Below are 23661 nucleotides of genomic sequence, written 5' to 3' on the forward strand. Positions count from 1 at the left end.
TTCTGTCATTAAGTCAATGTTTGACAGTTAACTGGCATGACGCGATAGTCAGGTGCCTTCCCATAACAATTCCAATGGAGCCACCCATGTCCGACGCCCCCCTGGCGCAGGCCGCTAGCGAGTACCTCGACCTGCCGGCCTTGACCCATCTTCTGCAACGCATCTTCCTGCGCCACGGCACCCGTGCCGAGGTGGCCCGGGTCCTGGCGGACAACTGCGCCCGGGCCCAGCGCGACGGCTCCCACAGCCATGGGGTGTTCCGCATTCCCGGCTACCTGTCGTCCCTGGCCAGCGGCTGGGTCGATGGCCAGGCCGTGCCGCAAGTCGAGGACGTGGCCCCCGGCGTGGTGGCGGTGGACGCCGCCGGCGGCTTTGCCCAGCCGGCCCTGGCGGCGGCCCGCGAGACCCTGGTGAGCAAGGCCCGCAGCGCCGGGATCGCGGTGCTGGCGATCCGCAATTCCCATCACTTCGCCGCGCTCTGGCCGGATGTCGAGCCCTTCGCCGAAGAGGGCCTGGTGGCCCTGAGCCTGGTCAACAGCATGACCTGCGTGGTGCCCCACGGCGCCCAGCGGCCGCTGTTCGGCACCAACCCGATTGCCTTCGCCGCGCCCCGCGAAGGCGCCGAGCCCATCGTCTTCGACCTGGCCACCAGCGCCATTGCCCATGGCGACGTGCAGATCGCCAAGCGCCAGGGCCAGCAGCTGCCCGAGGGCATGGGGGTGGATCGTGACGGCCAGCCCACCTGCGATCCGGCGGCGATCCTCGATGGCGGCGCCTTGCTGCCCTTCGGCGGGCACAAGGGCTCGGCGCTGTCGATGATGGTGGAGTTGCTGGCGGCGGCGCTGACGGGAGGCAATTTTTCCTTCGAGTTCGACTGGTCCCGGCACCCCGGGGCACAGACGCCCTGGACCGGCCAGTTACTGATCGTCATCGACCCCAGCCACTGCGGCGGTGGTCGCTTCGCCCAGCGCAGCCAGGAGCTGGTGCGGCAGATGCAGGCCGTGGGCCTGGAGCGCCTGCCCGGCGACCGACGCCACCGCACCCGGGCCAAAGCCCTGCAAGAGGGTATTCCCCTGGCCGCCGCCGAACTGGCGCGCCTGCGGGAACTGGCCGGGGACGGCTGAAGGCTTCATCCCTTGGCACCGGGGTCGATCAACCCTTGGTGCTACTCCCGGTAGGGGGCTGGTAGCGGGGCCGGTCGTGGATCGGATTGGCCGGTCCCTGCCAGCCCCTCCAAAGCACCGGTCCCTTGCCCCCAAGGCAGCCTATGGGTGCTTGCGGCGCCTTTCGATAATCGCCTCCGACATCTCGTCCCCCGAATGCGGAGCGCGCCATGCACAACAATAAGAATCGCCAGCATCCTCTGTTTCCGGCCCTGATCGCCGGCCTGTCGACCCTGGGCCTGGGCACGGCCGCCCAGGCCCAGATCATGCTCTACGACAAGGACCAGACCACCTTTTCCACCGACGGCTACGTCAACGCCTTCTACGTCAACAGCAAGGTCGACCGTGCCGGCGAGCAGTACGACCGGCGCCAGGCGCGGGTGAAGATGGGCTTTTTGCCCAACTACCTGGGCTTCAACATGGGCCGGCAGGTGGACGACCTCAAGCTCGGCGCCCGGGCCTCGTTCTGGGTGACCATCAACGACAGCCAGGACAACGGCACCGACACCGCCATCGACGTGCGCCAGTTCTACGGCACCGTGGCCAACCCCGAATGGGGCGAAGTGCTGATCGGCAAGGACTTCGGCCTGTTCGCCCGCTCCAATATCCTGCTCGACGAAATGCTCGCCGGTTATGGCCAGGTCAGCGACAGCCTGGGGCTGGTGGACGGCGGCGGGGTGTCGTTCGGCAACATCGGCAGCGGTTATCCCTATCCCTTTCCCACCTCGCAGATCACCTACCGCAGCCCGCTGATGGACGGCCTGCGGGTGGCGGTGGGCATTCTCGACCCGGTGGACACCAACGACAGCAGCACCCTGGGCAAGTCCTACCAGAAGAACCCGCGCACCGAGAGCGAGATCACCTACCAGTTCGACCTGGGCGGGGCCAAGTTCTACAGCTGGCTCAACGGTAGCTACCAGACCTCCGACAACACCGATCCCGAGGTGCAGTCGGTCACCTCCAAGGGCCTGGGCTACGGCCTGCAAGCCAAGATGGGCGGGCTGTCCCTGACTGGCTCGGGGTTCCAGGCCAAGGGCATCAACCCCTTCTTCACCAACAATGCCGGCAAGGCCACGCTGCGCAATATCGACAGCCGCGGCTACCTGCTGCAGGGCTCGTACAAGCTGGGCAAGAACCGCCTGGCGCTGTCCTACGGCAAGACCCGTGACGACGGCAACGGCGTGGTGGGCAGCGGTGCCGACTACCAGACCCGCGGTGTCGCGCTGTTCCATGACATCAACGACAACCTCAAGCTGGTGGCCGAGTACAACCAGTTCCAGATCGATGGCCATCGCGGCAACGCCCAGAACGAAGACACCAACACCTTCGCCGTCGGCGCGGTGCTGACCTGGTAACGGCAGCGGCAAGCCGCAAGTTGCCCGCTGCAAGTGGTTTGCATCCGTTATTGCGGCCGGTTGTAAAAAAACCTGTGGCGAGCGAGCTTGCTCGCGCTGGAAGGCGCAGCCTTCCCAAGGCCTGAGTCCGCGGTCTGCCTGGCTGATCGCGGATTCAGGTTTCGCGGCCGCTGCGCGCCTGAGCAGGAGCAAGCTCCCTCGCCACGCCGGCGCCTACGCCCATGGAACTGTCCACCCGCTACCCAAGTAGCATTCGTGCCCCGGGGCCGACTTCGTACACTCATCCCTCAGATAACCCGCGCCGGAGACAACCATGCAGCAAGCCCAGAGCGAGGGCGTGGTCAGCGCCATGTCCCAGGCCGGCGATCCGCAGCAGGTGGCCCAGGACCTGGCCCGCCAGTTGCTGCATCCGCACCTGGGCTTCGTGTTGTTCTTCTGCTCCGCCGAGTACCCCCTGCAAGCCCTCGGCCAGGCCCTGCAACAGGGCTTTGGCGGCATTCCCCTGGTGGGCTGCACCAGCGCCGGGGAAATCACCCCCCGGGGTTACGGGCGCAATTGCGTGACCGCCATCGGTTTTGACCACCGGCACTTTTCCATCGCCGCCGAGCTGATCGACCAGATGGAGCATTTCAGCCTGATCGATGCCCAGCAGATGGTCGAACGCCTGGTGGGCGGCTGTCGCAGCAACACCCTGGCACCGATCAAGGGCAACACCTTCGCCCTGACCCTGCTGGACGGCCTGTCGAGCCGCGAGGAAATGGTCCTGGCCGCCCTCGGCGCGGCCCTGGGCGATATCCCGCATTTCGGCGGCTCGGCCGGCGACGACAACTACCTGACCCACACCCATGTGTATTTCGGCGGTGAATTCCACAGCGGCGCGGCGGTGGTGGTGCTGGTCAACACCTGGCTGGATTTCGAGGTGTTCACCACGCACCACATCCAGCCCCGGGCGGAAAAACTGGTGGTCACCGGCGCCGACAGTACCTTGCGCCGGGTCTATGAGCTGAACGCGGAACCGGCCGCCGAGGAATACGCGCGGCTGATCGGCGTACCGCTGGCGCAGCTCGATCACCGGGTGTTCGCCGCCCATCCGCTGGCGGTGCGGATCAACCAGCACTATTACGTGCGCGCGGTGCAGCAGGTGCACCCGGACCTGAGCCTGAGTTTCTACTGCGCGGTGGAGAACGGCATCGTCCTCACCGCCATGACCCCGGGGCCGTTGCTGCCCAACTTGCAAGCCTTGTTCGACGGCCTGCAACAGCGCCTGGGCAGTTTGCTGCTGACCATCGGCTGCGACTGCTTCCTGCGCCGCCTGGAACTGGAAGACCAGGGCGGCCTGGAGCGTATCGGCGCCTTCCTGCGCGAGCAGCGGGTGATGGGGTTCAACACCTACGGAGAACAGTTCAATGGCATGCACATCAACCAGACCTTCACCGGGGTCGCCATTGCTCGCAGCCGGGCTGCGGCCCGTCGCTGAACTGCACGCCCGGATCGACTGCCTGCAACGGCAGAACCACAAGCTGCGGCGGATCAACGACGCGTTGATCGAGCGGGTCGAGTCCGGCATCACCCGGGGCAACGATCCCTATGCGGCGTTCCAGCATTCGGTGGTGCTGGCCGAACAGGTGCGCGAACGCACCGACGCGCTGAACCAGGCCATGGCCGAGCTCAAGGCCGGCAACCATTTGCTCAGTGAGGCGCGGTTGCGGGCCGAGACCGCCCATCAGCACCTGATCGACGCCATCGAGAGCATTTCCGACGCCTTCGTGCTGTTCGACCAGGAGCAGCGCATCGTCCTGTTCAACAGTCGCTTTCGCGCTTTCTGGGCCAACAGCCGGGTGCGGATCATGGCCGGCATGCGCCTGGCCGAGGTCCGGCGCTTGCTGACCAGCACCGGGCTGTTCAGCGAAGAACCGCGCAGCGGCGGCGACGAGCAACTGCTGTATCGCCTGCACAACGGCCGCTGGCTGCAGGTCAGCGAACGGCCGACCCGCGAGGGTGGGCGGGTGATCCTGTTCACCGACATCACCGAGGTCAAGCACAGCGAGACCCTGCGCCGCGAGCAGGCGGTGGCGCAGAAATCCCACCTGCTGCAACGGGCGGTGGACAACCTGTCCCAGGGCGTGGCCATGGTCAACGCCGAGGGCGTGCTGGAGTTGTGGAACCGACGCTTCCTGGAACTCAGCGGGTTGGCCCCGGTGGCCGCGCACCGGCTGTTCGCCGAGGTCATCGGCGACAGCGAACTGAGCCTGCTGACCCCAGCCAGTCGCGATGCCGGCGGCCGGGTGATCCATGAATGCGAGCAGCGCCTGAGCGATGGCCGGGTCCTGGAGATCCGCACCCATCCGCTGCCCACCGGCGGTTTCGTCAACACCTTCACCGACATCACCGAGCGCTACCAGCATGCCGAGGCCTTGAGCGAGAGCGAGCGCTGGATTCGCCTGATCGCCGACCACGTGCCGGCGCTGATCGCCTACCTCAATGCCGACCTGGTGTACGAGTTCACCAACAAGGTCTACGAGCAGTGGTACTGCTGGCCCCGGGGCGTGATGCTCGGCCAGAGCCTGCGCGAGGTGCACAGCGAGCAGCATTACCTACGCCTGGAGCCCTATATCGCCCGGGCGCTGGCGGGAGAGAGCGTGACGTTCGAGTTCGCCGAGACCAACATCAACCACCAGGAGCGCTACATGCTGCGCTCCTACGTGCCCAACCGCCTGGCCAGTGGCGAGGTGGTGGGGATCTTCGTGCTGATCCGCGACATCACCGAGCGCCGGCGCACCGCCGAGGCCTTGCACCAGGCCTACCAGAACCTGGAGCTGCGGGTGCGCGAGCGCACCGCCGAGCTGACCACCCTCAACCAGCAACTGCTGCGCGAGATCGAGGAGCGCAGCCGGGTCGAATCGCGCCTGCGCGAGGCCAAGGGCGAGGCCGAGCGGGCCAACCTGTCGAAGACCAAGTTCCTCGCCGCGGTCAGCCACGACCTGTTGCAACCCTTGAACGCCGCGCGCCTGTTCACCAGCGCCTTGCTCGAACGCCGCGATCCCGAGGCGAGCCAGGCGTTGGTGCGCAATGTCAGCAATTCCCTGGAGGACGTGGAAAACCTGCTGGGCACCCTGGTGGACATCTCCAAGCTGGACGCCGGGGTGATCAAGGCCGACGTCGCGCCTTTCGCCCTGGGCGAGCTGCTGGACAACCTGGCCGCCGAATATGCCCAGGTGGCCCGCAGCGAGGGCCTGGAGCTGCACTTCGTGGCCTGCTCGGCGCTGGTGCGCAGCGACATCCAGCTGCTGGCGCGGGTCCTGCGCAACCTGTTGAGCAATGCCATCCGCTATACCCGCCAGGGCCGGGTGGTGCTGGGCTGCCGGCGCCAGGGCCGCTGGTTGTCGATCCAGGTCTGGGACAGTGGCCTGGGCATCGCCGCCGAGCGGCTGGAGGAGATCTTCCAGGAGTTCAAGCGCGGCGATGAACAACGCCGCGACCAGGACCGCGGCCTGGGCCTGGGGCTGGCCATCGTCGAGAAGATCGCCGGGATCCTCGGGCACCGCATTGGCGTGCGTTCCTGGCCGGGGCGCGGCTCGGTGTTCAGCGTGCAGGTGCCGATCAGCGCCAGCGCGTCGCTACCGGTACCCTGCCCGGAATGGCGGGCGGCGCCGCTGGAGCGTTTGCAGGGGGCGCGGATCTGGGTCCTGGATAACGACGCGGCGATCTGCGCCGGCATGCGCACCTTGCTCGAAGGCTGGGGCTGCCAGGTGGTCACGGCGTTGTCCGAGGAAGACCTGGCGCGCCAGGTGGACGACTACCGGGCCGAGGCCGACCTGCTGATCGCCGACTACCACCTGGACCAGCAGCGCAATGGCATCGATGCCGTGGCGCGGATCAACGCCCGCCGTGCCCTGGCGATCCCGGCGATGATGGTCACCGCCAACTACAGCAACGACCTCAAGCAGCAACTGCGCGAACTGGGTCACACCCTGATGCACAAGCCGGTACGGCCGATGAAGCTCAAGACCGCCATCAGCCACCTCATAAAGCAGCGGCAAGCTTCAAGCTGTAAGCCCCGAGCTTGAGGCTTGCCGCTTGCCGCTAGCGGCGCAGGTAGGCGCCGAAGTCGATGTCGCCGGCGCTGAGGATCGCCTGCACCCGGTTGTGCACGTTGAGCTTGCGCAGGATCGCCGAGACGTGGGCTTTCACCGTGGTCTCGGCGATGTCCAGGGTGTAGGCGATCTGCTTGTTGGATTCGCCCTTGGTCATGCGCTCCAGCACCAGCAGCTGCTTGCGGGTCAGGGCCTGCAACAGCTCCGGCGGGAAGCTCGGGGCCTCGCTGCTGCGTCGTCCCGGCGAGTTCTTCTGGGTGCGGATGATGTCCGGCGGCAGGTACACGTTGCCATTGAGGATCTGCTCGATGGCTTCGGTCATTTGCGAGCGCGGCGAGGACTTGGTGATGAAACCCACGGCGCCATAGGTGATGGCCTGCAGCACGACCTGCTTGTCCTGCTCGGCGGAGACGATCACCACCGGAATGGTCGGCGCTTCGTTGCGCAGGGTGATCAGGCCATTGAGGCCGTGCATGCCGGGCATGTTCAGGTCCAGCAGGATCAGGTCCAGGTCGTCGTGGTCCTGGGTCAGGGCCAGGGCGCTGTCCAGGTCGGCGGTCTCCATCACCTCGCTGCCGGGGAAACCGTCGCTGATGACGTTGTGGATGGCTTCGCGAAACAGTGGGTGATCATCGGCTATCAGGATTCTGTACACGGCCTTTCACCTCGTTATTGTGGTTATGGGAGCACTTGAGCAAGGCATCGTCAGGGCAGGGGCTCGGGCTGGGCCGCCACCACGGGCAGCCCGGCGGCTTCCCAGGCGTCCAGCCCGTCGCGGTACCAGTAGATATTTTTATAGCCCAGGGCTGCGGCGCGTTTTACCGCGTTCCAGCTCAGCCAGCAATCGGCGCGGCAATAGAACACCAGCGCTCGCTGGCGGTCGCCCTGGCTCAGGCGCTGCAAATGCTGGCTGAAGTAGTCCTGCCACTGGGGCGTCAGCTCGCCGTCGCCGGTATTGGCCAGCCAGTGGCTGCCGGGCAGGTTGGCGTGGGGTTCGCTGTCGATGAAGCGGCCTTGCAGCCATTGCCGGCGATAGACATCGATCAGCAGCGGTGCCGGGTGCTCTTGCAGCAGGCCTTGCAAGGCCTGGGTGTCGACGATCTGCGCCGCCTCGATGTGCAGCGGGGTCGGGCTGCGATACAGGCCGGTGCGATAACCCTCGGCGGAAAACAGCGGGTCGGCGGCCTGGACGCTGCCCAGCGCCAGGCTCAGGCACAGCGTGGCCAGGGTTTGCAAGGCACGTGGCATATGGCTTTTATCCTTGTCGTTATGGGCCCATTACATGCCAGGGCCGGGTACTTGGGAATGCGACCATCGACAGTAAAAGCAGTACCAAAGTCGTAGGTCCTGGCTGGGCGACGTTCTTGCGCTTGTCGGTAGTCGCTGCTGCGGCTGTTCAGGTGACGCCAAGCCTGCTGGCACGCTCCGTCAGGGCCATCCACGGGGTTTCATGCGCGGCCAGGTGCCGGTTCTCGGAACCCTGGAAAGTCCTTCGGCCCTTTGCGCCGCCTCGCCCAGGGCTCGACAGCGGCTGCGGAGTTTTTCATCAGCAGAACCTAGGCGGTGTTCTTGCGCAGGGCGGCGTGCTGCGGGTTGAAGGTGGCGACCGCGAGCAGCGCGAATACCAGGGTCAGGCCCAGGCACACCGCCAGGGCCAGGGGGTTGAACCGCAGGTACAAGGCAAAACGCACCAGTTCCACCGCATGGGTGAAGGGATTGATGGCGCATAGCCAATACAGCCACTGGCTGGCCTCGAGCATCTTCCACAGCGGGTACAGCGCCGAAGACAGGAAGAACAGCGGGAAGATCACGAAATTCATCACCCCGGCGAAGTTCTCCAACTGGCGGATGGCGTTGGACAGCAGCAACCCGAGGGCGCTGAGCATCAGCGCCACCAGCAACAGTGCCGGTAGCGCCGCCAGCAGGCCCAGGGCCGGCGGCTGCACCCCGTAGAGCCAGGCGATGGCGAGGAAGGCATAGACCTGCAACAGCGACACCAGGGCCGTGGCCAGCAGCTTGCTGGCCAAGAGGAACGGCCGCGGCAGGGGGCTGGTGAGCAGGAGGCGCATGCTGCCCATCTCGCGGTCGTAGACCATCGACAGCGAACCCTGCATGCCGTTGAACAGCAGGATCATGCAGGCCAGCCCGGGGATGATGTAGACCTCATAGGGAATGTAGGTGTCGTAGGGCTCGATAATGGCGATGCCCAGGGCCGCGCGAAAGCCGGCGGCGAACACCAGCAGCCACAGCAACGGGCGCACCAGGGCGCTGAGAAAGCGCGTGCGCTGCAGGACGAAGCGCAGCCATTCGCGCAGCACGATGCCGCGCAGGCACTGCCAGTAGGCGCTCATGCCAGGTGTGTTCATGCCGGGTGTCCTCCGGTCGCCATCGAGGGGGGCGGTGTCGCTGGGGTCAAGCGGGCAAAGGCCGTGCCCAGGTCGCCGCCATGGGCCTGGCTCACCGCGCCGGCTTCGCCGCTGGCCACCAGGCGCCCCTGGTGCAGGACCAGCAACTGGTCGTCGGCCTGTACTTCATCCAGCAGGTGGGTGGTCCACAGCACGCTCAGCTGTTGCTCCTCACACAGCTGGCGGATATGCCGGCCCAGGGCCAGGCGGCTGGCCGGGTCGAGGCCGCTGCTGGCTTCGTCGAGCAACAGCAGGCGCGGCTGGTGCAGCAGTGCGCGGGCGATCTCCACCCGGCGCCGGTGCCCGCCGTTGAGCTGGCGCACCGGCTCGCGGCGGCGTTCGTCCAGGCCCTGGCGTTGCAGCTCGGCCTCCACCCGCGCCTGGGCCTGGCGCCTGGACAGGCCATGCAGGGCGGCGTGGTAGCGCAGGTTCTGCTCGACGCTCAGGTCCAGGTCCAGGGTGCTTTGCTGGAACACCACCCCCAGCTGGCGCAGGGCCGCTCGTGCGGCGTTGCGCAGCGAGCAGCCGCCGACGCGGATGTCGCCCTGTTGCAGGTCGTAGAGCCGGGTGAGCAGGGCGATCAGTGTCGACTTGCCGGCGCCGTTGGGCCCCAGCAGCGCGGCGAAGCGCCCGGGAGCCAGGCTCAGGCTGACCTGGTCCAGGGCCCGGCGCGGGCCGTAGGCGAAGCTCAGCTGGCACACCTCCAGGGCCTTCATGGGGTCACCACCACGCCCCAGGGGTAACGCCCGACCTTCACCGACTTGAGCACCTTGCGCTGCTCCACGTCGATCACCGAGACGTCGCCGCTGACCCCATTGGTGGCCAGCAATTGGCGCTGGTCCGGGGTGAATGCCAATTGCCAGACCCGCCGTCCCACCAGCAGGTAGTCGAGGACCTCGAAGGTCTTGGCGTCGATCACCGCCACATGGTTGGCCGGGCCCAGGGCGACGAAGGCGTACCGGCCGTCGGCGCTGAGCTTGATCCCCACCGGCTGGACCTTGTCCGGGTGTACGCCCTTGATCTTGAACCCCAGGGTCTTGAGCACCTGGCGCGTGGCCACGTCGAGGATGGTCACCGTGCCGCCGATTTCCGCCGAGGCCCACAGGCGCGAACCGTCCGGGGAAAATTCGACGAAACGCGGGCGCTGGTCCACCAGGGTGTTGTCGGCCAGGGTCTGGGTGCTGGTGTCGATCCAGTGCAGCATGTTGGTGGTTTCGCTGGTATTGACCGCCCACTTGCCGTCGGGGCTGACCGCCATGCCTTCGGGTTCGACACCGACGTCGATCTGCCCCAGGACCTTGGCGGTCTGGGTGTCGATCACCGTCACCAGCGCATCGTCTTCGTTGGATACGTACAGCCAGCGGTTGTTGGGGTGCAGGGCGAACTGCTCGGGGTCCTTGCCCGACGGCAGCTCCTTGACGATCTTGCGGGTGGCCACGTCCACCACCTGGACCCGATCCGAATCGCTGGCGCAGATGTACAGCAGCCGGTTGTCGTGGGACAGCAACAAGCCCCGGGGCCGCTGGCCGACGGGCAGGGTGTCGGTGACCTCCAGGGTCTGCATGTCGATCAGGCTCAGGCTGTTGTCCTTCTCGTTGGAGACCCAGGCCGTGGTGGCCAGGGCGTGCCCGGTGGCGAGCAGCAGGGCCGCGCAGAGCGTGGAGCGGCGAAGAAGAGGGCGGCGCATGGCGGATTCCTTATTGTTGTAGGGGGCGGCTCAGGGATAGCGGCAGGTCACTTCGGGACGGTCGTAGCCCAGGCTGTCCATTTCATTGAACGGATGCAGGAAACCCTCCTGGGGCGAAGTGCTGACCAGGGCCCGGGGCTGCACCAGGGCAATGGGTTGGCGCAACTCGCCGTTCCATGGGCGGTAGCTGAGCTTGCGGCCCTTGAAGCCATCCAGCGGCAACTGGTCGCCCAGCAGCCGTTGTTGCAGGTCCCGGGGCTCGGCCTGGCGCACCGTGCGCACCGCGCTGGCGATGCTGCGCACGGCCATCCAGGCGGCGAAGTCACGGTCGTTCATCCAGCGCCCGGCCTGGGCTTCGAAGCGCTTTTGCAATTGCGCGGCGCCGAAGGTCTCCACGCTCTTGTGCCAGGCGGTAGGGGTCAGGCCCTGGGTGCCGGCCACCGGGCGCGGGTACCAGGTCTGGTAGGGCAGGTATTCGCCGAAGTCGCCGCGCTCGTCGGCCACCAGCACCACGTCGTACTCGGCGGTTTGGGTGAACAACGGCATGTCGGCCTGGGCACTGCGGCGCTGGTCGTTGTCGAAGCTCCAGGTTTTTTCCGCGACGATCTGCAGGCCGAAGCGCTTCATGGCCCGGCGCAGGGCCTGGGCGTAGGCTCGGTCATCCTCGGTCTGGCCGACCACCAGCAAGGCCCGCTGCCATTTGCGCAGGGCCAGGAACTGCACCAGGGCGTCGGCCAGCATGGCCCGGCTCGGCAGGCTGTGCAGCACGTTGCCCAGGCACTGGTCGCTGCGCAGGCGGTCGTCGGGACTGCCGGCGTTGAACAGCAGGCTGTCGGGCAGGGCGGCGGACAAGGCGCGCAAGCTGGCCGCCGGGGCGTTCACCACGAACAGCCGCAGGCCCTGCTCGTGCTGGGCCCGGGCGGCTTGCAGCAGCGCCTCGGGGCTGTCGACGCTGGCGCTGACCAGCTCGAACCGCTGTTTGAGGAAGCGCCCGGTGCTGTTGTTGTCGACGATCGCCAACTCGGCGCCTTGCAGGCCGGCATCGGCCGGCTCGGGAATGATGTTCGAGAGCAGCGGACCAGCGTCGGGCCGATAGCCCAGGTAGCCGATGCGCACCTGCAGGCTGGGCTCGGCCACTTGCGTGGCCCGCGCGCATTGGACGCCGCCCAGGGCCATGGAAAGGGCCAGCAGGCAGGTCAGGGCAAGGGGGGCGGGCTGGCGCATCGGCGGCTCTCCACGGCAGGTGGCGCCAGCATAGAAAGAGCATCGCAGCGCAGGAATATGCAGAAAGTAGCGCCCGGCCAGTACCAAGGTAGTAGTCCGGCGCGGCGGTGGCGGTCTTAGCATGGCCAGCAGAGCCCCTGGCCACTGTGGAGCCAACGCCCATGCGCCTGATCAAACTGCTGCTATTGCCCCTGCTGCTGATCCTCAGCCTGATCGGCGTCGATCGCCCGCATGGCTCGCGCCCGCTGCCGGTACCGGCGGTGCCGCTGGCGCCGGGGCACTAGGCATGTCGGCGTTGTGGCGGATCAACCTGTGGGTCAGCGGTTTTTTCGCCCTGGTGACCCTGGCTTGTGCCGGGTTGCTGTGGCACCAGGCCTTGGCCGATGTCGAGCGCGAGTTGCAGTCCGCCGAGGCCGTGGTGGCGTATCTGGGCGAGACCGCCGAGCGTGACCCGGCCAGCCTGCAAGCGCGCCTGACCCGCAGCCTGCGCCATGTGCGGGTGCATTGGCTGGAACCGGGCGCCAGTGCCCGCCTGCCCGAACAATCGGACTGGGAAGCCTGGCTCGGCCGCCGCTTGTTCAGCGAGCGCCAGCATGCCAGCCGGCTGCTGGACTTGAGCGACGGACGCCGGGTGCTGATCGCCGTCGATGCCCGGGACGAGATCGACGAAGCCTGGGATTCCCTGCAACAACTCTTGGGCCTGTGCGCCCTGGCCCTGGCCCTGAGCCTGTTGGCCATTCGCTGGGCGGTGCGCCGTGGCATTGGCCTGCTCGATGACCTGCTGCGGGCCTTGGGCCAAGTGTCGGCCGGACAACTGGCGGTGCGCCTGCCGGAAAGCGGCCTGCCCGAAGCGCTGCAACTGGCCGGGCACTTCAACCGCATGACCTCGGCCCTGGAGCAGACCCGGGCCGACAACGCGCAACTGACCCGGGCGTTGCTGGCGGTGCAGGAGCGCGAACGGACCCAGCTGGCGCAGACCCTGCACGACGATCTCGGCCAGTACCTGGCCGGTATCCGCGCCCAGGCCTGCCTGCTGCGCCTGGTGGCTGGCGAGCCGGCCACGGTGGCGCAGACGGCCGAGCGGCTGGAGCACAACTGCCAGCATCTGCAACAAGGTTTTCGCAGCCTGGTGCAGGACCTGTATCCGGTCGTCCTGCAGCACGTGTCGCTGCCTGCCGCGGTGCAGATGCTGGTGAGCCAGTGGCAGGACACCCAGCGCATCGCCTGCCAGCTGAGGTTGAGCGAGGACCTGCCAACGCTGTCCATGGCGAGCAAGACCCACCTGTACCGATTGTTGCAGGAGGCCCTGACCAATATTGCCCGGCATGCCGACGCCAGCCAGGTGCGGGTACGCCTGCAACGCAGTGGTCGCGGCTTGCGCTTGTGGGTGCGGGACAACGGCCGCGGCGCCTGCCAGCCCCAGCGTCCCGGGGTCGGCCTGCATTCGATGGCCGAGCGCGCCCGCAGCCTGGGGGGCGAACTGCGCATCCTCAGTCGTCCCGGCGCCGGTTGGGCGCTGGCCCTGGCCATTCCCCTGGAGGCCCGATGAACATCTTGTTGGTCGACGACCATGCCGTGGTCCGCCAGGGCTACGCCAGCCTGCTGCGGGCGGCGTTGCCGGCGATGCAGGTCCGCGAAGCGGCCAATGGCGAGGAGGCCCTGGCCCGGGTCCTGGAAGAGGTGCCGAACCTGGTGATCATGGACTTCGGCCTGCCCGGCATCAGTGGCCTGGAGACCACTCGGCGCCTGCGCCAGCGCTTGCCACAGCTGCGGGTGCTGTTCTTCAGCATGCACGACGAACTGCCCCTGGTGCGCCAGGCCCTGGAGGCGGGGGCCTCGGGCTACCTGACCAAGAGCTCGGCGCCCCAGGTGCTGATCGAAGCGGTGCAGCGGGTGCTGGCGGGCCACGCCTACATCGAGCAAGCCCTGGCCACCCAGCTGGCCTGCACGCCCCAGGCCGGCGCCAGCGACCCGCGCTTGCAGAGCATGACCCAGCGTGAGCTGGAGATCTTCGTGATGCTGGCCCGCGGCACCCCGGCGCGGGAGATTGCCGAGCAGCTGTGCATCAGCACCAAGACCGTGTCCAACCACCTGACCCTGCTCAAGAGCAAGTTGCAGGTCAGTTCCCATGCGCAGCTGGTGCATCTGGGGATCGACATGGGGGTGGTGCGGGTGGCGGGGTGAGGGGTGTATAGTTTGGCAAATTTTGTCAAAGGCGGACAAAGCCATGAGCACCATGAACATCTCCCTGCCGGACGCTCTCAAGTCCTTTGTCGATGATCAAGTCAGCCGGCGCGGCTACAGCACCAGCAGTGAATATGTGCGTGAGCTGATTCGCAAGGATCAGGATCGGCAATACCTGCGTGGCCTGTTGTTGGCCGGTGCTCAATCGGCTCCGGGCACTGCTGTGGAGGGCGACTATTTCGAATCCCTGCGTGCCGGGGTGCACAAGGCGCGAGGATGAAAGCCAAGCCGGTCATTCCACGTGCCTTTGCCAGTCAGGACGTGGAAGGCGCTATCAACGACTACCTTGACCAACAGGCCGAGCAGGCTGCGCTCGGTTTTATCGATGCTCTGGAAAAGGCCTATGTTCATATCGGCCGCCATCCGGCCTCGGGTATGTCTCGCTACGCCCACGAGCTGGATCTGCCGGGGGTACTTTGCTGGCCGCTGAAGCGCTACCCCTATCTGGTGTTCTACGTTGAACGCGATGACCACATCGACGTATGGCGCGTTTTGCATGGTATGCGGGACTTTCCTGAGTGGTTGGCGGAAGGTGTTTTCCGCTAGTGGTGGGGAATGTTGGGGGAGGGGTACATATCCGTTGCTGCGGTCATGGCCAACTTAGGGTTTCGCCCTTACGGCGAGTCCCTTTTGTCTGGGCCGGCATTCCGGATCTTCAAAAGTGAGTCGCTGTAAGAGCGAAACCGCCAGCCGCCGTAACGGATATGTCCTCAGTCTCTCAGCCACGAGTGGCCGCTACCGCCACACTGGATATGCACTCACCCCCCCCTACTTATCCCACGTCCGAGGGCACCCCATGCAGCCCTCCATATTGGCATCCTGGAAATTCCCATAATGCTGCCGCGCACCGCGCAGGTCGGCGCGTTCCAGGTTGCTTTCGCCGAACTTGGCTTCTTGCAGGTTGGCATCGCGCAGGTCGGCGCCTTGCAGGTCGGCTTTGCTCAGCCAGATCATTTCCAGATCCGCGGCTTGCAGGTTGGCCTGCTGCAGCTTGGCTCCGGAGAGCCGGGCGAATTGCAGGTAGGCGGCGCTGAGGTTGGCGTTGGCGAGCTGTGCGCCCTGGGCGAACAGGCCCCAGCCCTGGATGGCCACCAGGGTGGCGTCGCTCAGGTCCGCCAACCGCAGGTTGCTCTGTTGCAGGCTGGCGCGGGTCAGGTTGGCGCCTTGCAGACGGGCTTTTTCCAGGTTGGCCAGGTCCAGCCGGGCATGGCGCAGGTCGGCTCCGCGCAGGTCGGCGCCGGCCAGGTTCATCTTGCCCAGGTCCTGGTTGGCCAGCTGGGCGCCGCGCAGGTCGGCCCCGGGGCACTGGCTGGATGCGGCGATCAGGCAGCCGTTGATGATCAGCGGGACGTCGTTGCCGGCGTCGTCGAGGTTCACCGCGAAGGCGGGGGAGAGGGTCAGCAGCAGGGCAAGGGGCAGGTAGTTCATGGGGTGGTCCTCCAGGCGGGAGTGAAGGCGAGGGAGCAAGCGCCCTCGCCACAGGTCGATCAGCGCTGGGCGGTCTTGTTGTCCCAGCTGGGGATCTTGAACACCCAGAACGAACCGCCCTGGGCCACCGGCTTGGTCAGCTCGGCCATGTCGCCGCCCCACAGCGGCACGGCGCCGCCGTAGCCCACGGTCACGCCGATGTACTGCTCGCCATCCTGCTCCCAGGTGATGGGCGGGGAGACGATGCCGCTGCCGGTCTGGAATTTCCACAGCTGCTTGCCGGTCTTGGCGTCGAAGGCCTTGAAGAAGCCGTCGCCGGTGCCGGTGAACACCAGGTTGCCCTTGGTCGCCAGGACGCCGGCCCACAACGGCAGCGGCTCCTTGTGCTCCCAGACCAGCTTGCCGGTGGTGGGGTCCATGGCGCGTAGGGTGCCGACGTGGTCGTCGTACATGCGCTTGATGCGAAAGCCCATTCCCAGGTAGGCCGAGCCCTTCTTGTAGTTCACCTCTTCAGTCCAGTACTCCTCCTTCCACTGGTTGCCGGGGATGTAGAACAGCCCGGTGTCCTGGCTGTAGGCCATGGGGTTCCAGTTCTTGCCGCCCAGGAACGGCGGCGAGACTTCCACCGGCTTGCCCTTGGTTTCACCCGGCAGCGGCTTGGCCGGACGCTGGCCTTGGTTTTCCACCGGGCGCCCGGTCTTGAGGTCGATGTGGCTGGCCCAGGTGATGTTGTCGACGAAGGGGAAGGCGTTCTGCAGCTTGCCGTTGCTGCGGTCGACCACGTAGAAGAAACCGTTGCGGTCGGCGTGGCCGGTGGCCTTGACCACCTTGCCGTCCTTGCCCTTGTAGTCGAACAGCACCAGCTCGTTGTTGCCGGAGAAGTCCCAGGCATCGTTGGGGGTGTGCTGGTAGAACCACTTGACCTCGCCGGTGCTCGGGTCGACCCCGACCTGGCCCGAGGTGTACAGGCTGTCGTAGTCGTGGGGGTTGCCATCCTTGGCGGTGCGTGCCCAGGTGTTCCAGGGGCCGGGGTTGCCGGCGCCGACGATGATGGTGTTGGTCTCGGCATCGAAGCTGGCGCTCTGCCAAGGGGCGCCGCCGCCATGGCTCCAGGCCTCGACCTTGCCGGTCTCGGTGGTCTTGTCGTCCGGCCAGGAGGGTGCCTTGACGTCGCCGGTGGGGGTGCTGTCCTTGCCGTTCAGGCGGCCCATGTGGCCTTCGACGAAGGGCCGCATCCACACCTCTTCTCCGGTGTCCGGGTCGCGGGCGAACAGCTGGCCGACCACGCCGAACTCATCGCCGGAGCTGCCGTGGACCAGCAGTACCTTGCCGCTCTTCTGGTCCTTCACGATGGTGGGCGCGCCGGTCATGGTGTAGCCGGCGCTGTGGTCGCCGAATTTCTTGTTCCACACCACCTTGCCGCTGTTCTTGTCCAGGGCGATGACCCGGGCGTCGAGGGTGCCGAAATAGATCTTGTCGCCGTAGATCGCGGCGCCGCGGTTGACCACGTCGCAGCACGGGCGAATGTTGTCCGGCAGGCGGTGGTTGTAGGTCCACAGGCGCTTGCCGGTCTTGGCGTCCAGGGCGAACACCCGGGAGTAGGAGCCGGTGACGTAGACCACGCCGTCGCTGACGATGGCCTGGGATTCCTGGCCGCGCTGCTTTTCGTCGCCGAAGGAGTACGACCAGGCCGGGGTCAGCTTGAACACGTTCTGGTCGTTGACCAGGGCCAGGGGGCTCCAGCGCTGGGCATTGGTGCCCATGCCGTACTGCAACACGTCCTTGGTGGTCAGGTGGTCGTTGGCGATGTCTTCCCAGGTCACGCCCTTGCTGGCAGGTGCCGCCGGGGCGGTGGCCGCTGTGGCCGCCGCGCCCAGGGACAGGCTGCCGGCCAGCAGCAGGGCCTGGACGGCAAGGCTCAGGGGGGAGAGGGCGGGTAGCGATCTTATTGTCATGGTTGCGGTTCCCAGTGGAGGTTTTGGCCTGACTAGGGTCTGCCGCGCGAGGCGCTTTTAGATACGGAAAAAGTCCCGCCCTTGCCGGGAATAATTCCCGGGCGACACCTGATTTAGGCCCGCGCCACAAGCCCTACTACCAAGGGAGGAGGACGCGGCCACCAAAGCAGCATACGGTCGCGTCCGGGCTGTTCCTAAGATGACGCCATGGCCTCTGTAGCGAGGTCTTGCGTGCAATCTTGAGGGCCTGACAATGACAACAAAACACAACGCCTTGCTCGTGGCAGGGCTGCTGGCCGGTGCCTTGGCCACCGGCGCCGCATGGGCCCATGGCAACGTGGTGCCCCAGGCGGTGGAAACCAAGGGCCTGACCCCGATCAAGGACGCCGGGGTGACGCTGGATGGCGACGGCTGGGCGACGGTCAATCCGTACCGCACCTCGCCCGAACACGACAAGGCGGTGGAGATCGGCGCCTCGGCCTACAACCAGAACTGCGCCGCCTGCCATGGCCTGGAAGCCAAGTCCGGAGGCATTGCGCCGGATCTGCGCATGCTGGATGCCGGCGAAGCCGGGGATGAATGGTTCGTCGAGCGGGTGCGCAACGGCGCGGTGCGCGATGGCCGGGTATACATGCCGAAGATGGCCGACTACCTGAGCCAGGAAGCCTTGTGGGCGGTGCGCACCTACCTGGACAGCGTGCGCATCGAGGAGTGATCGCCATGGGCCGCTTCGCCCTGTTCCTGGCTGGCCTGCTGCTGTGTTGCGCCACGGCCCAGGCCGGGGTGCGCAACTACGACACCATGATCGCCTCCGGTGAGCTGAAGGTGGCGGTGTACCAGGATTTTGCCCCCTACAGCTTCCAGGACCAGGGCCAGCCCCGGGGCGTCGACGTCGAGCTGGCGCAAGCCCTGGCCCAGGCCTTGGGGGTGCGCTTGCAACTGATCTGGGCGCCGCCCGGGGAGAAGCTCGACGACGACTTGCGCGACTACATCTGGCGCGGCAGCCCGCTGCGCCACCAGCAGTTGGCCGACCTGATGATGCGCGTGCCCTACGACCACGACTACGCGCAAAAGCGCAACGAACTGGGCGAGCTGGCCAACGATCACGTAGTGATGTTCGGCCCCTATCAGGAGGAGCGCTGGCAGGTGGCGTTCGACCGCCGCCGGCTGGATTCGGTGGCCAGTGTCGCGGTGTTCCGGCAGCACCCCATTGGCGTCGAGGTGGACAGCGTGCCGTCGTTCTACCTGACCTCGGTGCTCAACGGCCTGCTCAGTGCCAAGACCCATCACTACCCCAGCGTGCAGCAGGCCTTCGGTGCCTTGCGGGCCGGGCAGGTGGATGCGGTGATGGCCATGCGCGGCGAGCTCGACTGGCAGTTGCACCAGGCGGGCGATCCGCAACTGGCCCTGGCGGACAACGCCTACCCGGACCTGGGCAAGCCGCTGTGGGAGATCGGCATGGCGGTGCATGAAAGCAACCGCCAGTTGGCCTACGCCATCGAGGAGGCCCTGGAAGAGCTGATCCGCGACGGTCGGCTCAAGGCGCTGTACGCCCGTTATGGCCTGCGTTACGAGGTCCCACAGATGTATCAATAGGAGCAATGTCGATGAACTGGCGAGCGACCTGGCTGCTGGCATGCTGGCTGCCCTTGGCGACCCCGGCGCTGGCCGCCGAGCCCGGTGTGTCCCGGCAACCGGGCGCGGACCCGGTGCCCTCGGTGATGTGGGCCTTCTACCACAAGCAATTGCTGGGCGATGCCGCGTTCGTCTTCGATGAGCGGGTCAAGCTGCTGGCGCCGCCCTTTGCCGAGGATGCGCGCCAGGTGCCGCTGGAGATCGATGCCCGGGCCTTCACCGGCGAGGTGGTGCGCATCCTGGCCTGGGCCGAGCTCAACCCCTTGCCGCGCATCGTCGATTTCGTGCCGGGGGAGCGGGTGCTGCCGTGGCTGTCGATCCGCATCCGCATCGAGCAGGCCACACCCCTGCGCGCCGCGGTGCAGACCCGCGATGGCCTGTGGCACGTGGGCTCGACCCTGATCGATGCCGCGGGCGGTGGTTGCACCGCGCCCAGCGTGGTGCGCACCCAGCCCGGCTGGGAAGAGCACATCGGCGAGGTGCTGGGCGGGCGCTATCCCCGGGGCGGTGCCAGCCGCCTGCGCCTGCAAGTGTCCCATCCGATGGATAACGGCCTGGTCAGCGGCATCCCCGAGTTCTTCCTCAACCACGCCGAATTGCGCGACCAGAACGATCAGCGCCTGGCCCGCCTCGAGCTGTTCCCGGCGGTCAGCGAGAACCCCAACCTGGGTTTCGATATCCAGGGCCCGGGGCCGACCCGCCTGCTGATGCGGGACAACAGCGGCAACCAGTTCGAGGCCGCGTTGCCCTGAATCACCTGTGCTCACCGGAGGCCTCACCATGCGTTGGATCCTGTTGTTGCTGCTGTGCCTGGGCCTGCCGGCCCGGGCCGACCTGGACTATCGACTCACCCCCCGGCAGATCGCCGCGGACACCTGGCTGCTCGAAGGCAGCACCGACAATTTCGCCAAGGCCAACGGCGGCAACATCGTCAACAGCGGGTTCATCGTCACCGACAGCGGGGTGCTGGTGATCGACAGCGGGCCGTCGAAACGCTACGGCGAGGCCCTGCGCCGGGCCATTGCCGCCGTTACCGACAAGCCGGTGATCGAGCTGTGGTTGACCCATCACCACCCGGACCATGTGCTGGGCAACCAGGCTTTCGCCGATGTGCCCATCGGTGCCCTGGCCGGCACCACGGACCTGCTGCGCCAGCAGGGCGAGGCCCTGGCGGAAAACATGTATCGCCTGGTGGGCGACTGGATGCGCGGCACCGAGGTGGTGCTGCCCACCCAGGTGCTGGAGCCCGGGGTGCGCGATATTGGCGGTCACCGCCTGCGCTTGCTGGGGCTGGGCGGACACACCGGCGCCGACCTGGCGATCCTCGATGAGACCACCGGGGTGCTGTTCGCCGGTGACCTGGTGTTCTACGAGCGCGCGCTGACCACCCCCAACAGCCCGGGGCTCGGGGTCTGGCTCAAGGACCTGGACACCTTGCAGGCGCTGCCGTGGAAGCTGATCGTTCCCGGCCATGGCCCGCTGGCCGCCGATGCCCGGCCCTTTGCCCAGATGCGCGACTACCTGGGCTGGCTCGATGGCCTGATGCGCGACGGCGCGGCACAAGGCGACGACATGGCGGAGATGATCCGCCGCCCGATCCCCGAGCGTTTTGCCGGCATCAGCCTGACCCGCTACGAGCTGATCCGCAGCGTCAGCCACCTCTATCCGCGCTACGAGCGCCAGCGCCTGCAACGCCTCGACGGCCACTGATCCCGTGGCGAGGGCGCTTGCTCCCGCTCGACCGCATAGCGGTCGCAAAACCTGAATTCGTGATCCGGGCAGGAACGGGGTGGCAGCCATGGGGGGCGGCTGCGCCACCCGGCGGGAGCACGCTCCCTTGCCACCTTCGCGGGAGGGCTGCTTGCTGCTTGTAGCTTGCTGCTGGCCGCTGCTCTTCTTCTACCAAGGAACTAGAAAACTCAGCACTGCGAGCAATTGTTGGCGGGCAGGCCGCGACCAAGAATTCCCGGCAGGCCGGGAAAATTTCCCGGGGACAACAATAACCGCAGAGGTAGCCGTCATGACCCAACCCCCACGCCGTCCCTTCTTCGCCGTGAGCCTGGTGCTCAGTGCCATGCTGCTGTCCGGCGCGGCGCTGGCCGCCGTCGACGACCAGGAGATCCTCCAGGACCCGAAGAATCCGCAGCAGATCGTCACCAACGGCCTGGGGGTACAGGGCCAGCGCTACAGCCCGCTGGACAGGCTCAACGTCGACAACGTCAAGGACCTGCGGCCGGTGTGGGCGTTCTCCTTCGGCGGCGAGAAGCAGCGTGGCCAGCAGGCCCAGCCGCTGATCAAGGATGGGGTGATGTACCTCACCGGTTCCTACTCGCGGGTGTTCGCCGTGGACGCCCGCACCGGCAAGAAACTCTGGCAGTACGATGCGCGCCTGCCCGATGACATCCGCCCCTGCTGCGATGTGATCAACCGGGGGGTGGCGCTGTACGGCGACCTGGTGTTCTTCGGCACCCTGGACGCCAAGCTGGTGGCGTTGAACAAGGACACCGGCAAGGTGGTGTGGAGCAAGAAGGTCGCCGACCACAAGGAAGGCTATTCCATCAGCGCCGCGCCCATGGTGGTCAACGGCAAGCTGATCACCGGGGTCGCCGGTGGCGAGTTCGGCGTGGTCGGCAAGATCCAGGCCTACGACCCGAAGAACGGCGAGCTGCTGTGGATGCGCCCCACCGTGGAAGGCCACATGGGCTATGTGTACAAGGACGGCAAGGCCATCGAGAACGGCATCTCCGGGGGGGAGGCGGGCAAGACCTGGCCGGGCGATTTGTGGAAGACCGGCGGTGCCGCGCCCTGGCTCGGCGGCTACTACGACCCGGAAACCAACCTGATCCTGTTCGGCACCGGCAACCCGGCGCCGTGGAACTCCCACTTGCGCCCCGGCGACAACCTGTATTCCTCCTCGCGCCTGGCCCTGAACCCGGACGACGGCAGCATCAAGTGGCACTTCCAGAGCACCCCCCACGACGGCTGGGACTTCGACGGGGTCAACGAGCTGATTTCCTTCAACTACAAGGAGGGCGGCAAGGAGATCAAGGCGGCCGCCACCGCCGACCGCAACGGCTTCTTCTACGTGCTGGACCGCACCAACGGCAAGTTCATCCGCGGCTTCCCCTTCGTCGACAAGATCACCTGGGCCACCGGCCTGGATAAGAACGGCCGGCCGATCTACAACGAAGCCAGCCGCCCTGGCGCGCCGGGCAGCGAGAGCAAGGGCAGCTCGGTGTTCGTCGCCCCGGCCTTCCTGGGGGCCAAGAACTGGATGCCCATGGCCTACAACCGCGACACCGGGCTGTTCTACGTGCCGTCCAACGAGTGGGGCATGGATATCTGGAACGAGGGCATCGCCTACAAGAAGGGCGCGGCGTTCCTCGGGGCCGGCTTCACCATCAAGCCGCTCAACGAGGACTACATCGGCGTGCTGCGGGCCATCGACCCCATCAGCGGCAAGGAGGTCTGGCGCCACAAGAACTTCGCGCCGCTGTGGGGCGGGGTGCTGACCACCAAGGGTAACCTGGTGTTCACCGGCACGCCGGAAGGCTTCCTCCAGGCGTTCAACGCCAAGACCGGCGAGAAGGTCTGGGAATTCCAGACCGGCTCCGGCGTCCTGGGGTCGCCGGTGACCTGGGAGATGGATGGCGAGCAGTATGTCTCGGTGGTCTCCGGCTGGGGCGGCGCGGTGCCGCTGTGGGGCGGCGAAGTGGCCAAGCGGGTCAAGGACTTCAACCAGGGCGGCATGCTCTGGACCTTCAAGCTGCCCAAGACCTAAAAGCAGCGGCAAGCTTTTAGCTGCAAGCGGCAAGCTTTCGATCTTGCCGCTTGAGGCTTAAGGCTTGCAGCTGCTGTTTTACGACCAAATGACGAGAGCCCTTGCTGCCAACGATGCATTCGTCTGGCACCAGGGGCTCTCTACCATCGGTGCATCGCCTGTCGTGGACAGGCATTGACCCGCAGAGGCCCAGCATGATCTACGCACAACCCGGAACCCCAGGCGCCATCGTGTCCTTCAAGCCGCGCTACGGCAACTTCATCGCTGGCCAGTTCGTGCCGCCGGTGGCCGGCCAGTACTTCACCAACACTTCGCCGGTCAATGGCCAGGTGATCGCCGAATTCCCCCGTTCCACGGTCGAAGATATCGACAAGGCTTTGGACGCCGCCCATGCCGCGGCCGAGGCCTGGGGCAAGACCAGCGTCCAGGAACGCTCGCTGATCCTGCTGAAGATCGCCGACCGCATCGAGCAGAACCTGGAACGGCTGGCGGTCAGCGAGACCTGGGACAACGGCAAGGCGGTGCGCGAGACCCTCAATGCCGACGTCCCCCTGGCCGCCGACCATTTCCGTTATTTCGCCGGCTGCATCCGTGCCCAGGAGGGCGGCGCCGCGGAAATCAACGAACTGACCACCGCCTACCACTTCCATGAACCGTTGGGCGTGGTCGGCCAGATCATCCCGTGGAACT

Annotated in this window: 23 protein-coding genes; 15 read left to right on the top strand and 8 right to left on the bottom strand. The window is 66.6% G+C overall.

Annotated features, from left to right (window positions below; all coding sequences use genetic code 11):
• Positions 1–86 precede the first annotated feature (86 nt).
• The 4 genes from H7A76_RS30840 to nahK all read left to right on the top strand — a co-directional run bounded on the left by H7A76_RS30840 (position 87) and on the right by nahK (position 6585).
• Positions 87–1124 carry an Ldh family oxidoreductase gene (locus H7A76_RS30840; RefSeq protein ID WP_185702013.1) on the top strand — a complete coding sequence of 346 codons (1038 nt, stop codon included), beginning with the start codon at positions 87–89 and terminating at the stop codon, positions 1122–1124.
• A 209-nt stretch (positions 1125–1333) separates the two neighbouring features.
• Positions 1334–2518 carry a porin gene (locus tag H7A76_RS30845; RefSeq protein WP_185702014.1) on the top strand — a complete coding sequence of 395 codons (1185 nt, stop codon included), beginning with the start codon at positions 1334–1336 and terminating at the stop codon, positions 2516–2518.
• Positions 2519–2831: 313 nt separating this feature from the next.
• Positions 2832–3995, top strand: a complete 1164-nt coding sequence (gene nosP / locus H7A76_RS30850; protein WP_185702015.1) for a nitric oxide-sensing protein NosP — start codon at positions 2832–2834, stop codon at positions 3993–3995.
• The gene (gene nahK / locus H7A76_RS30855) at positions 3925–6585 is read left to right on the top strand and encodes a hybrid sensor histidine kinase/response regulator NahK/ErcS' (protein WP_185702016.1); all 2661 of its coding nucleotides are present in this window, start codon (positions 3925–3927) and stop codon (positions 6583–6585) included. Before nosP ends, nahK begins: the two co-directional genes overlap by 71 nt.
• A gap of 16 nt (positions 6586–6601) precedes the next feature.
• Here nahK and H7A76_RS30860 read toward each other — a convergent pair whose 3' ends face one another.
• The 6 genes from H7A76_RS30860 to H7A76_RS30885 all read right to left on the bottom strand — a co-directional run bounded on the left by H7A76_RS30860 (position 6602) and on the right by H7A76_RS30885 (position 11928).
• Positions 6602–7267 carry a response regulator transcription factor gene (locus H7A76_RS30860; protein WP_185702017.1) on the bottom strand — a complete coding sequence of 222 codons (666 nt, stop codon included), beginning with the start codon at positions 7265–7267 and terminating at the stop codon, positions 6602–6604.
• A 50-nt stretch (positions 7268–7317) separates the two neighbouring features.
• A complete protein-coding gene (locus H7A76_RS30865) occupies positions 7318–7860 on the bottom strand; it encodes a PQQ-dependent catabolism-associated CXXCW motif protein (protein WP_185702018.1) in 543 nt (180 codons plus the stop codon).
• A 308-nt stretch (positions 7861–8168) separates the two neighbouring features.
• Complete coding sequence (locus H7A76_RS30870; RefSeq protein WP_185702034.1) at positions 8169–8963, bottom strand: ABC transporter permease; 795 nt, start codon at positions 8961–8963, stop codon at positions 8169–8171.
• A gap of 11 nt (positions 8964–8974) precedes the next feature.
• Entirely contained in the window at positions 8975–9733 is a 759-nt protein-coding gene (locus H7A76_RS30875) for an ABC transporter ATP-binding protein (RefSeq protein ID WP_185702019.1), read from the bottom strand.
• Complete coding sequence (locus tag H7A76_RS30880) at positions 9730–10704, bottom strand: YVTN family beta-propeller repeat protein (RefSeq protein WP_185702020.1); 975 nt, start codon at positions 10702–10704, stop codon at positions 9730–9732. Before H7A76_RS30880 ends, H7A76_RS30875 begins: the two co-directional genes overlap by 4 nt.
• A gap of 30 nt (positions 10705–10734) precedes the next feature.
• Positions 10735–11928, bottom strand: coding sequence for an ABC transporter substrate-binding protein (locus H7A76_RS30885; RefSeq protein WP_185702021.1), 1194 nt, complete (start codon positions 11926–11928; stop codon positions 10735–10737).
• A gap of 161 nt (positions 11929–12089) precedes the next feature.
• Between H7A76_RS30885 and H7A76_RS32570 the strand changes: the two genes are divergently transcribed.
• Genes H7A76_RS32570 through H7A76_RS30905 form a run of 5 tightly spaced genes read left to right on the top strand, consistent with a single transcriptional unit; the run spans position 12090 to position 14718 of the window.
• Positions 12090–12212 (top strand): hypothetical protein, encoded by a 123-nt coding sequence (locus tag H7A76_RS32570; RefSeq protein ID WP_260498129.1) that lies wholly within the window; start codon positions 12090–12092, stop codon positions 12210–12212.
• Between the two features lie 2 nt (positions 12213–12214).
• Entirely contained in the window at positions 12215–13477 is a 1263-nt protein-coding gene (locus tag H7A76_RS30890) for a HAMP domain-containing sensor histidine kinase (protein ID WP_185702022.1), read from the top strand.
• A complete protein-coding gene (locus H7A76_RS30895) occupies positions 13474–14112 on the top strand; it encodes a response regulator transcription factor (RefSeq protein ID WP_103326945.1) in 639 nt (212 codons plus the stop codon). The genes H7A76_RS30890 and H7A76_RS30895 overlap by 4 nt, the downstream gene beginning before the upstream one ends.
• A 43-nt stretch (positions 14113–14155) precedes the next feature.
• Positions 14156–14392, top strand: a complete 237-nt coding sequence (locus H7A76_RS30900) for a type II toxin-antitoxin system ParD family antitoxin (protein ID WP_185702023.1) — start codon at positions 14156–14158, stop codon at positions 14390–14392.
• Complete coding sequence (locus H7A76_RS30905; protein ID WP_185702024.1) at positions 14389–14718, top strand: type II toxin-antitoxin system RelE/ParE family toxin; 330 nt, start codon at positions 14389–14391, stop codon at positions 14716–14718. Before H7A76_RS30900 ends, H7A76_RS30905 begins: the two co-directional genes overlap by 4 nt.
• Before the next feature lie 222 nt (positions 14719–14940).
• On the opposite strand, the gene H7A76_RS30910 is transcribed toward H7A76_RS30905, so the two are convergent.
• Both H7A76_RS30910 and exaA read right to left on the bottom strand, forming a co-directional pair.
• Complete coding sequence (locus tag H7A76_RS30910; RefSeq protein ID WP_185702025.1) at positions 14941–15600, bottom strand: pentapeptide repeat-containing protein; 660 nt, start codon at positions 15598–15600, stop codon at positions 14941–14943.
• A gap of 59 nt (positions 15601–15659) precedes the next feature.
• On the bottom strand, positions 15660–17555 hold the full coding sequence (gene exaA, locus H7A76_RS30915; RefSeq protein WP_185702026.1) for a quinoprotein ethanol dehydrogenase: 1896 nt from the start codon (positions 17553–17555) through the stop codon (positions 15660–15662).
• A gap of 253 nt (positions 17556–17808) precedes the next feature.
• Between exaA and pedF the strand changes: the two genes are divergently transcribed.
• From pedF to H7A76_RS30945, 6 genes are all read left to right on the top strand, one after another.
• Positions 17809–18270: a cytochrome c-550 PedF gene (gene pedF, locus H7A76_RS30920; protein ID WP_185702027.1), complete on the top strand. Its 462-nt coding sequence runs from the start codon at positions 17809–17811 to the stop codon at positions 18268–18270.
• Between the two features lie 5 nt (positions 18271–18275).
• Positions 18276–19151: an ABC transporter substrate-binding protein gene (locus H7A76_RS30925; RefSeq protein WP_185702028.1), complete on the top strand. Its 876-nt coding sequence runs from the start codon at positions 18276–18278 to the stop codon at positions 19149–19151.
• An 11-nt stretch (positions 19152–19162) separates the two neighbouring features.
• The gene (locus H7A76_RS30930) at positions 19163–19942 is read left to right on the top strand and encodes a quinoprotein dehydrogenase-associated SoxYZ-like carrier (RefSeq protein ID WP_185702029.1); all 780 of its coding nucleotides are present in this window, start codon (positions 19163–19165) and stop codon (positions 19940–19942) included.
• A 28-nt stretch (positions 19943–19970) separates the two neighbouring features.
• Positions 19971–20900 carry a quinoprotein relay system zinc metallohydrolase 1 gene (locus H7A76_RS30935; protein WP_185702030.1) on the top strand — a complete coding sequence of 310 codons (930 nt, stop codon included), beginning with the start codon at positions 19971–19973 and terminating at the stop codon, positions 20898–20900.
• A 310-nt stretch (positions 20901–21210) separates the two neighbouring features.
• Positions 21211–22971 (top strand): PQQ-dependent alcohol dehydrogenase PedH, encoded by a 1761-nt coding sequence (gene pedH / locus H7A76_RS30940; RefSeq protein WP_185702031.1) that lies wholly within the window; start codon positions 21211–21213, stop codon positions 22969–22971.
• A 194-nt stretch (positions 22972–23165) separates the two neighbouring features.
• Positions 23166–23661 (top strand): aldehyde dehydrogenase family protein (locus H7A76_RS30945; protein WP_185702032.1); only part of this gene is annotated, 496 nt, incomplete at its 3' end.

The sequence above is a fragment of the Pseudomonas sp. MSSRFD41 genome, assembly GCF_014230245.1.
Lineage (GTDB): Bacteria > Pseudomonadota > Gammaproteobacteria > Pseudomonadales > Pseudomonadaceae > Aquipseudomonas > Aquipseudomonas piscis.

Bases quoted from the DNA above. Each gene is read 5' to 3' on its own strand.
- H7A76_RS30865 (WP_185702018.1), bottom strand. From the start codon at position 7,860: ATGCCACGTGCCTTGCAAACCCTGGCCACGCTGTGCCTGAGCCTGGCG.
- H7A76_RS30930 (WP_185702029.1), top strand. From the start codon at position 19,163: ATGAACTGGCGAGCGACCTGGCTGCTGGCATGCTGGCTGCCCTTGGCG.
- exaA (WP_185702026.1), bottom strand. From the start codon at position 17,555: ATGACAATAAGATCGCTACCCGCCCTCTCCCCCCTGAGCCTTGCCGTC.
- H7A76_RS30925 (WP_185702028.1), top strand. From the start codon at position 18,276: ATGGGCCGCTTCGCCCTGTTCCTGGCTGGCCTGCTGCTGTGTTGCGCC.
- H7A76_RS30935 (WP_185702030.1), top strand. From the start codon at position 19,971: ATGCGTTGGATCCTGTTGTTGCTGCTGTGCCTGGGCCTGCCGGCCCGG.
- nosP (WP_185702015.1), top strand. From the start codon at position 2,832: ATGCAGCAAGCCCAGAGCGAGGGCGTGGTCAGCGCCATGTCCCAGGCC.
- H7A76_RS30870 (WP_185702034.1), bottom strand. From the start codon at position 8,963: ATGAGCGCCTACTGGCAGTGCCTGCGCGGCATCGTGCTGCGCGAATGG.
- H7A76_RS30845 (WP_185702014.1), top strand. From the start codon at position 1,334: ATGCACAACAATAAGAATCGCCAGCATCCTCTGTTTCCGGCCCTGATC.
- H7A76_RS30840 (WP_185702013.1), top strand. From the start codon at position 87: ATGTCCGACGCCCCCCTGGCGCAGGCCGCTAGCGAGTACCTCGACCTG.
- H7A76_RS30890 (WP_185702022.1), top strand. From the start codon at position 12,215: ATGTCGGCGTTGTGGCGGATCAACCTGTGGGTCAGCGGTTTTTTCGCC.
- nahK (WP_185702016.1), top strand. From the start codon at position 3,925: ATGGCATGCACATCAACCAGACCTTCACCGGGGTCGCCATTGCTCGCA.
- H7A76_RS30905 (WP_185702024.1), top strand. From the start codon at position 14,389: ATGAAAGCCAAGCCGGTCATTCCACGTGCCTTTGCCAGTCAGGACGTG.
- H7A76_RS30885 (WP_185702021.1), bottom strand. From the start codon at position 11,928: ATGCGCCAGCCCGCCCCCCTTGCCCTGACCTGCCTGCTGGCCCTTTCC.
- pedH (WP_185702031.1), top strand. From the start codon at position 21,211: ATGACCCAACCCCCACGCCGTCCCTTCTTCGCCGTGAGCCTGGTGCTC.
- H7A76_RS30875 (WP_185702019.1), bottom strand. From the start codon at position 9,733: ATGAAGGCCCTGGAGGTGTGCCAGCTGAGCTTCGCCTACGGCCCGCGC.
- H7A76_RS32570 (WP_260498129.1), top strand. From the start codon at position 12,090: ATGCGCCTGATCAAACTGCTGCTATTGCCCCTGCTGCTGATCCTCAGC.
- H7A76_RS30880 (WP_185702020.1), bottom strand. From the start codon at position 10,704: ATGCGCCGCCCTCTTCTTCGCCGCTCCACGCTCTGCGCGGCCCTGCTG.
- H7A76_RS30900 (WP_185702023.1), top strand. From the start codon at position 14,156: ATGAGCACCATGAACATCTCCCTGCCGGACGCTCTCAAGTCCTTTGTC.
- H7A76_RS30895 (WP_103326945.1), top strand. From the start codon at position 13,474: ATGAACATCTTGTTGGTCGACGACCATGCCGTGGTCCGCCAGGGCTAC.
- pedF (WP_185702027.1), top strand. From the start codon at position 17,809: ATGACAACAAAACACAACGCCTTGCTCGTGGCAGGGCTGCTGGCCGGT.
- H7A76_RS30910 (WP_185702025.1), bottom strand. From the start codon at position 15,600: ATGAACTACCTGCCCCTTGCCCTGCTGCTGACCCTCTCCCCCGCCTTC.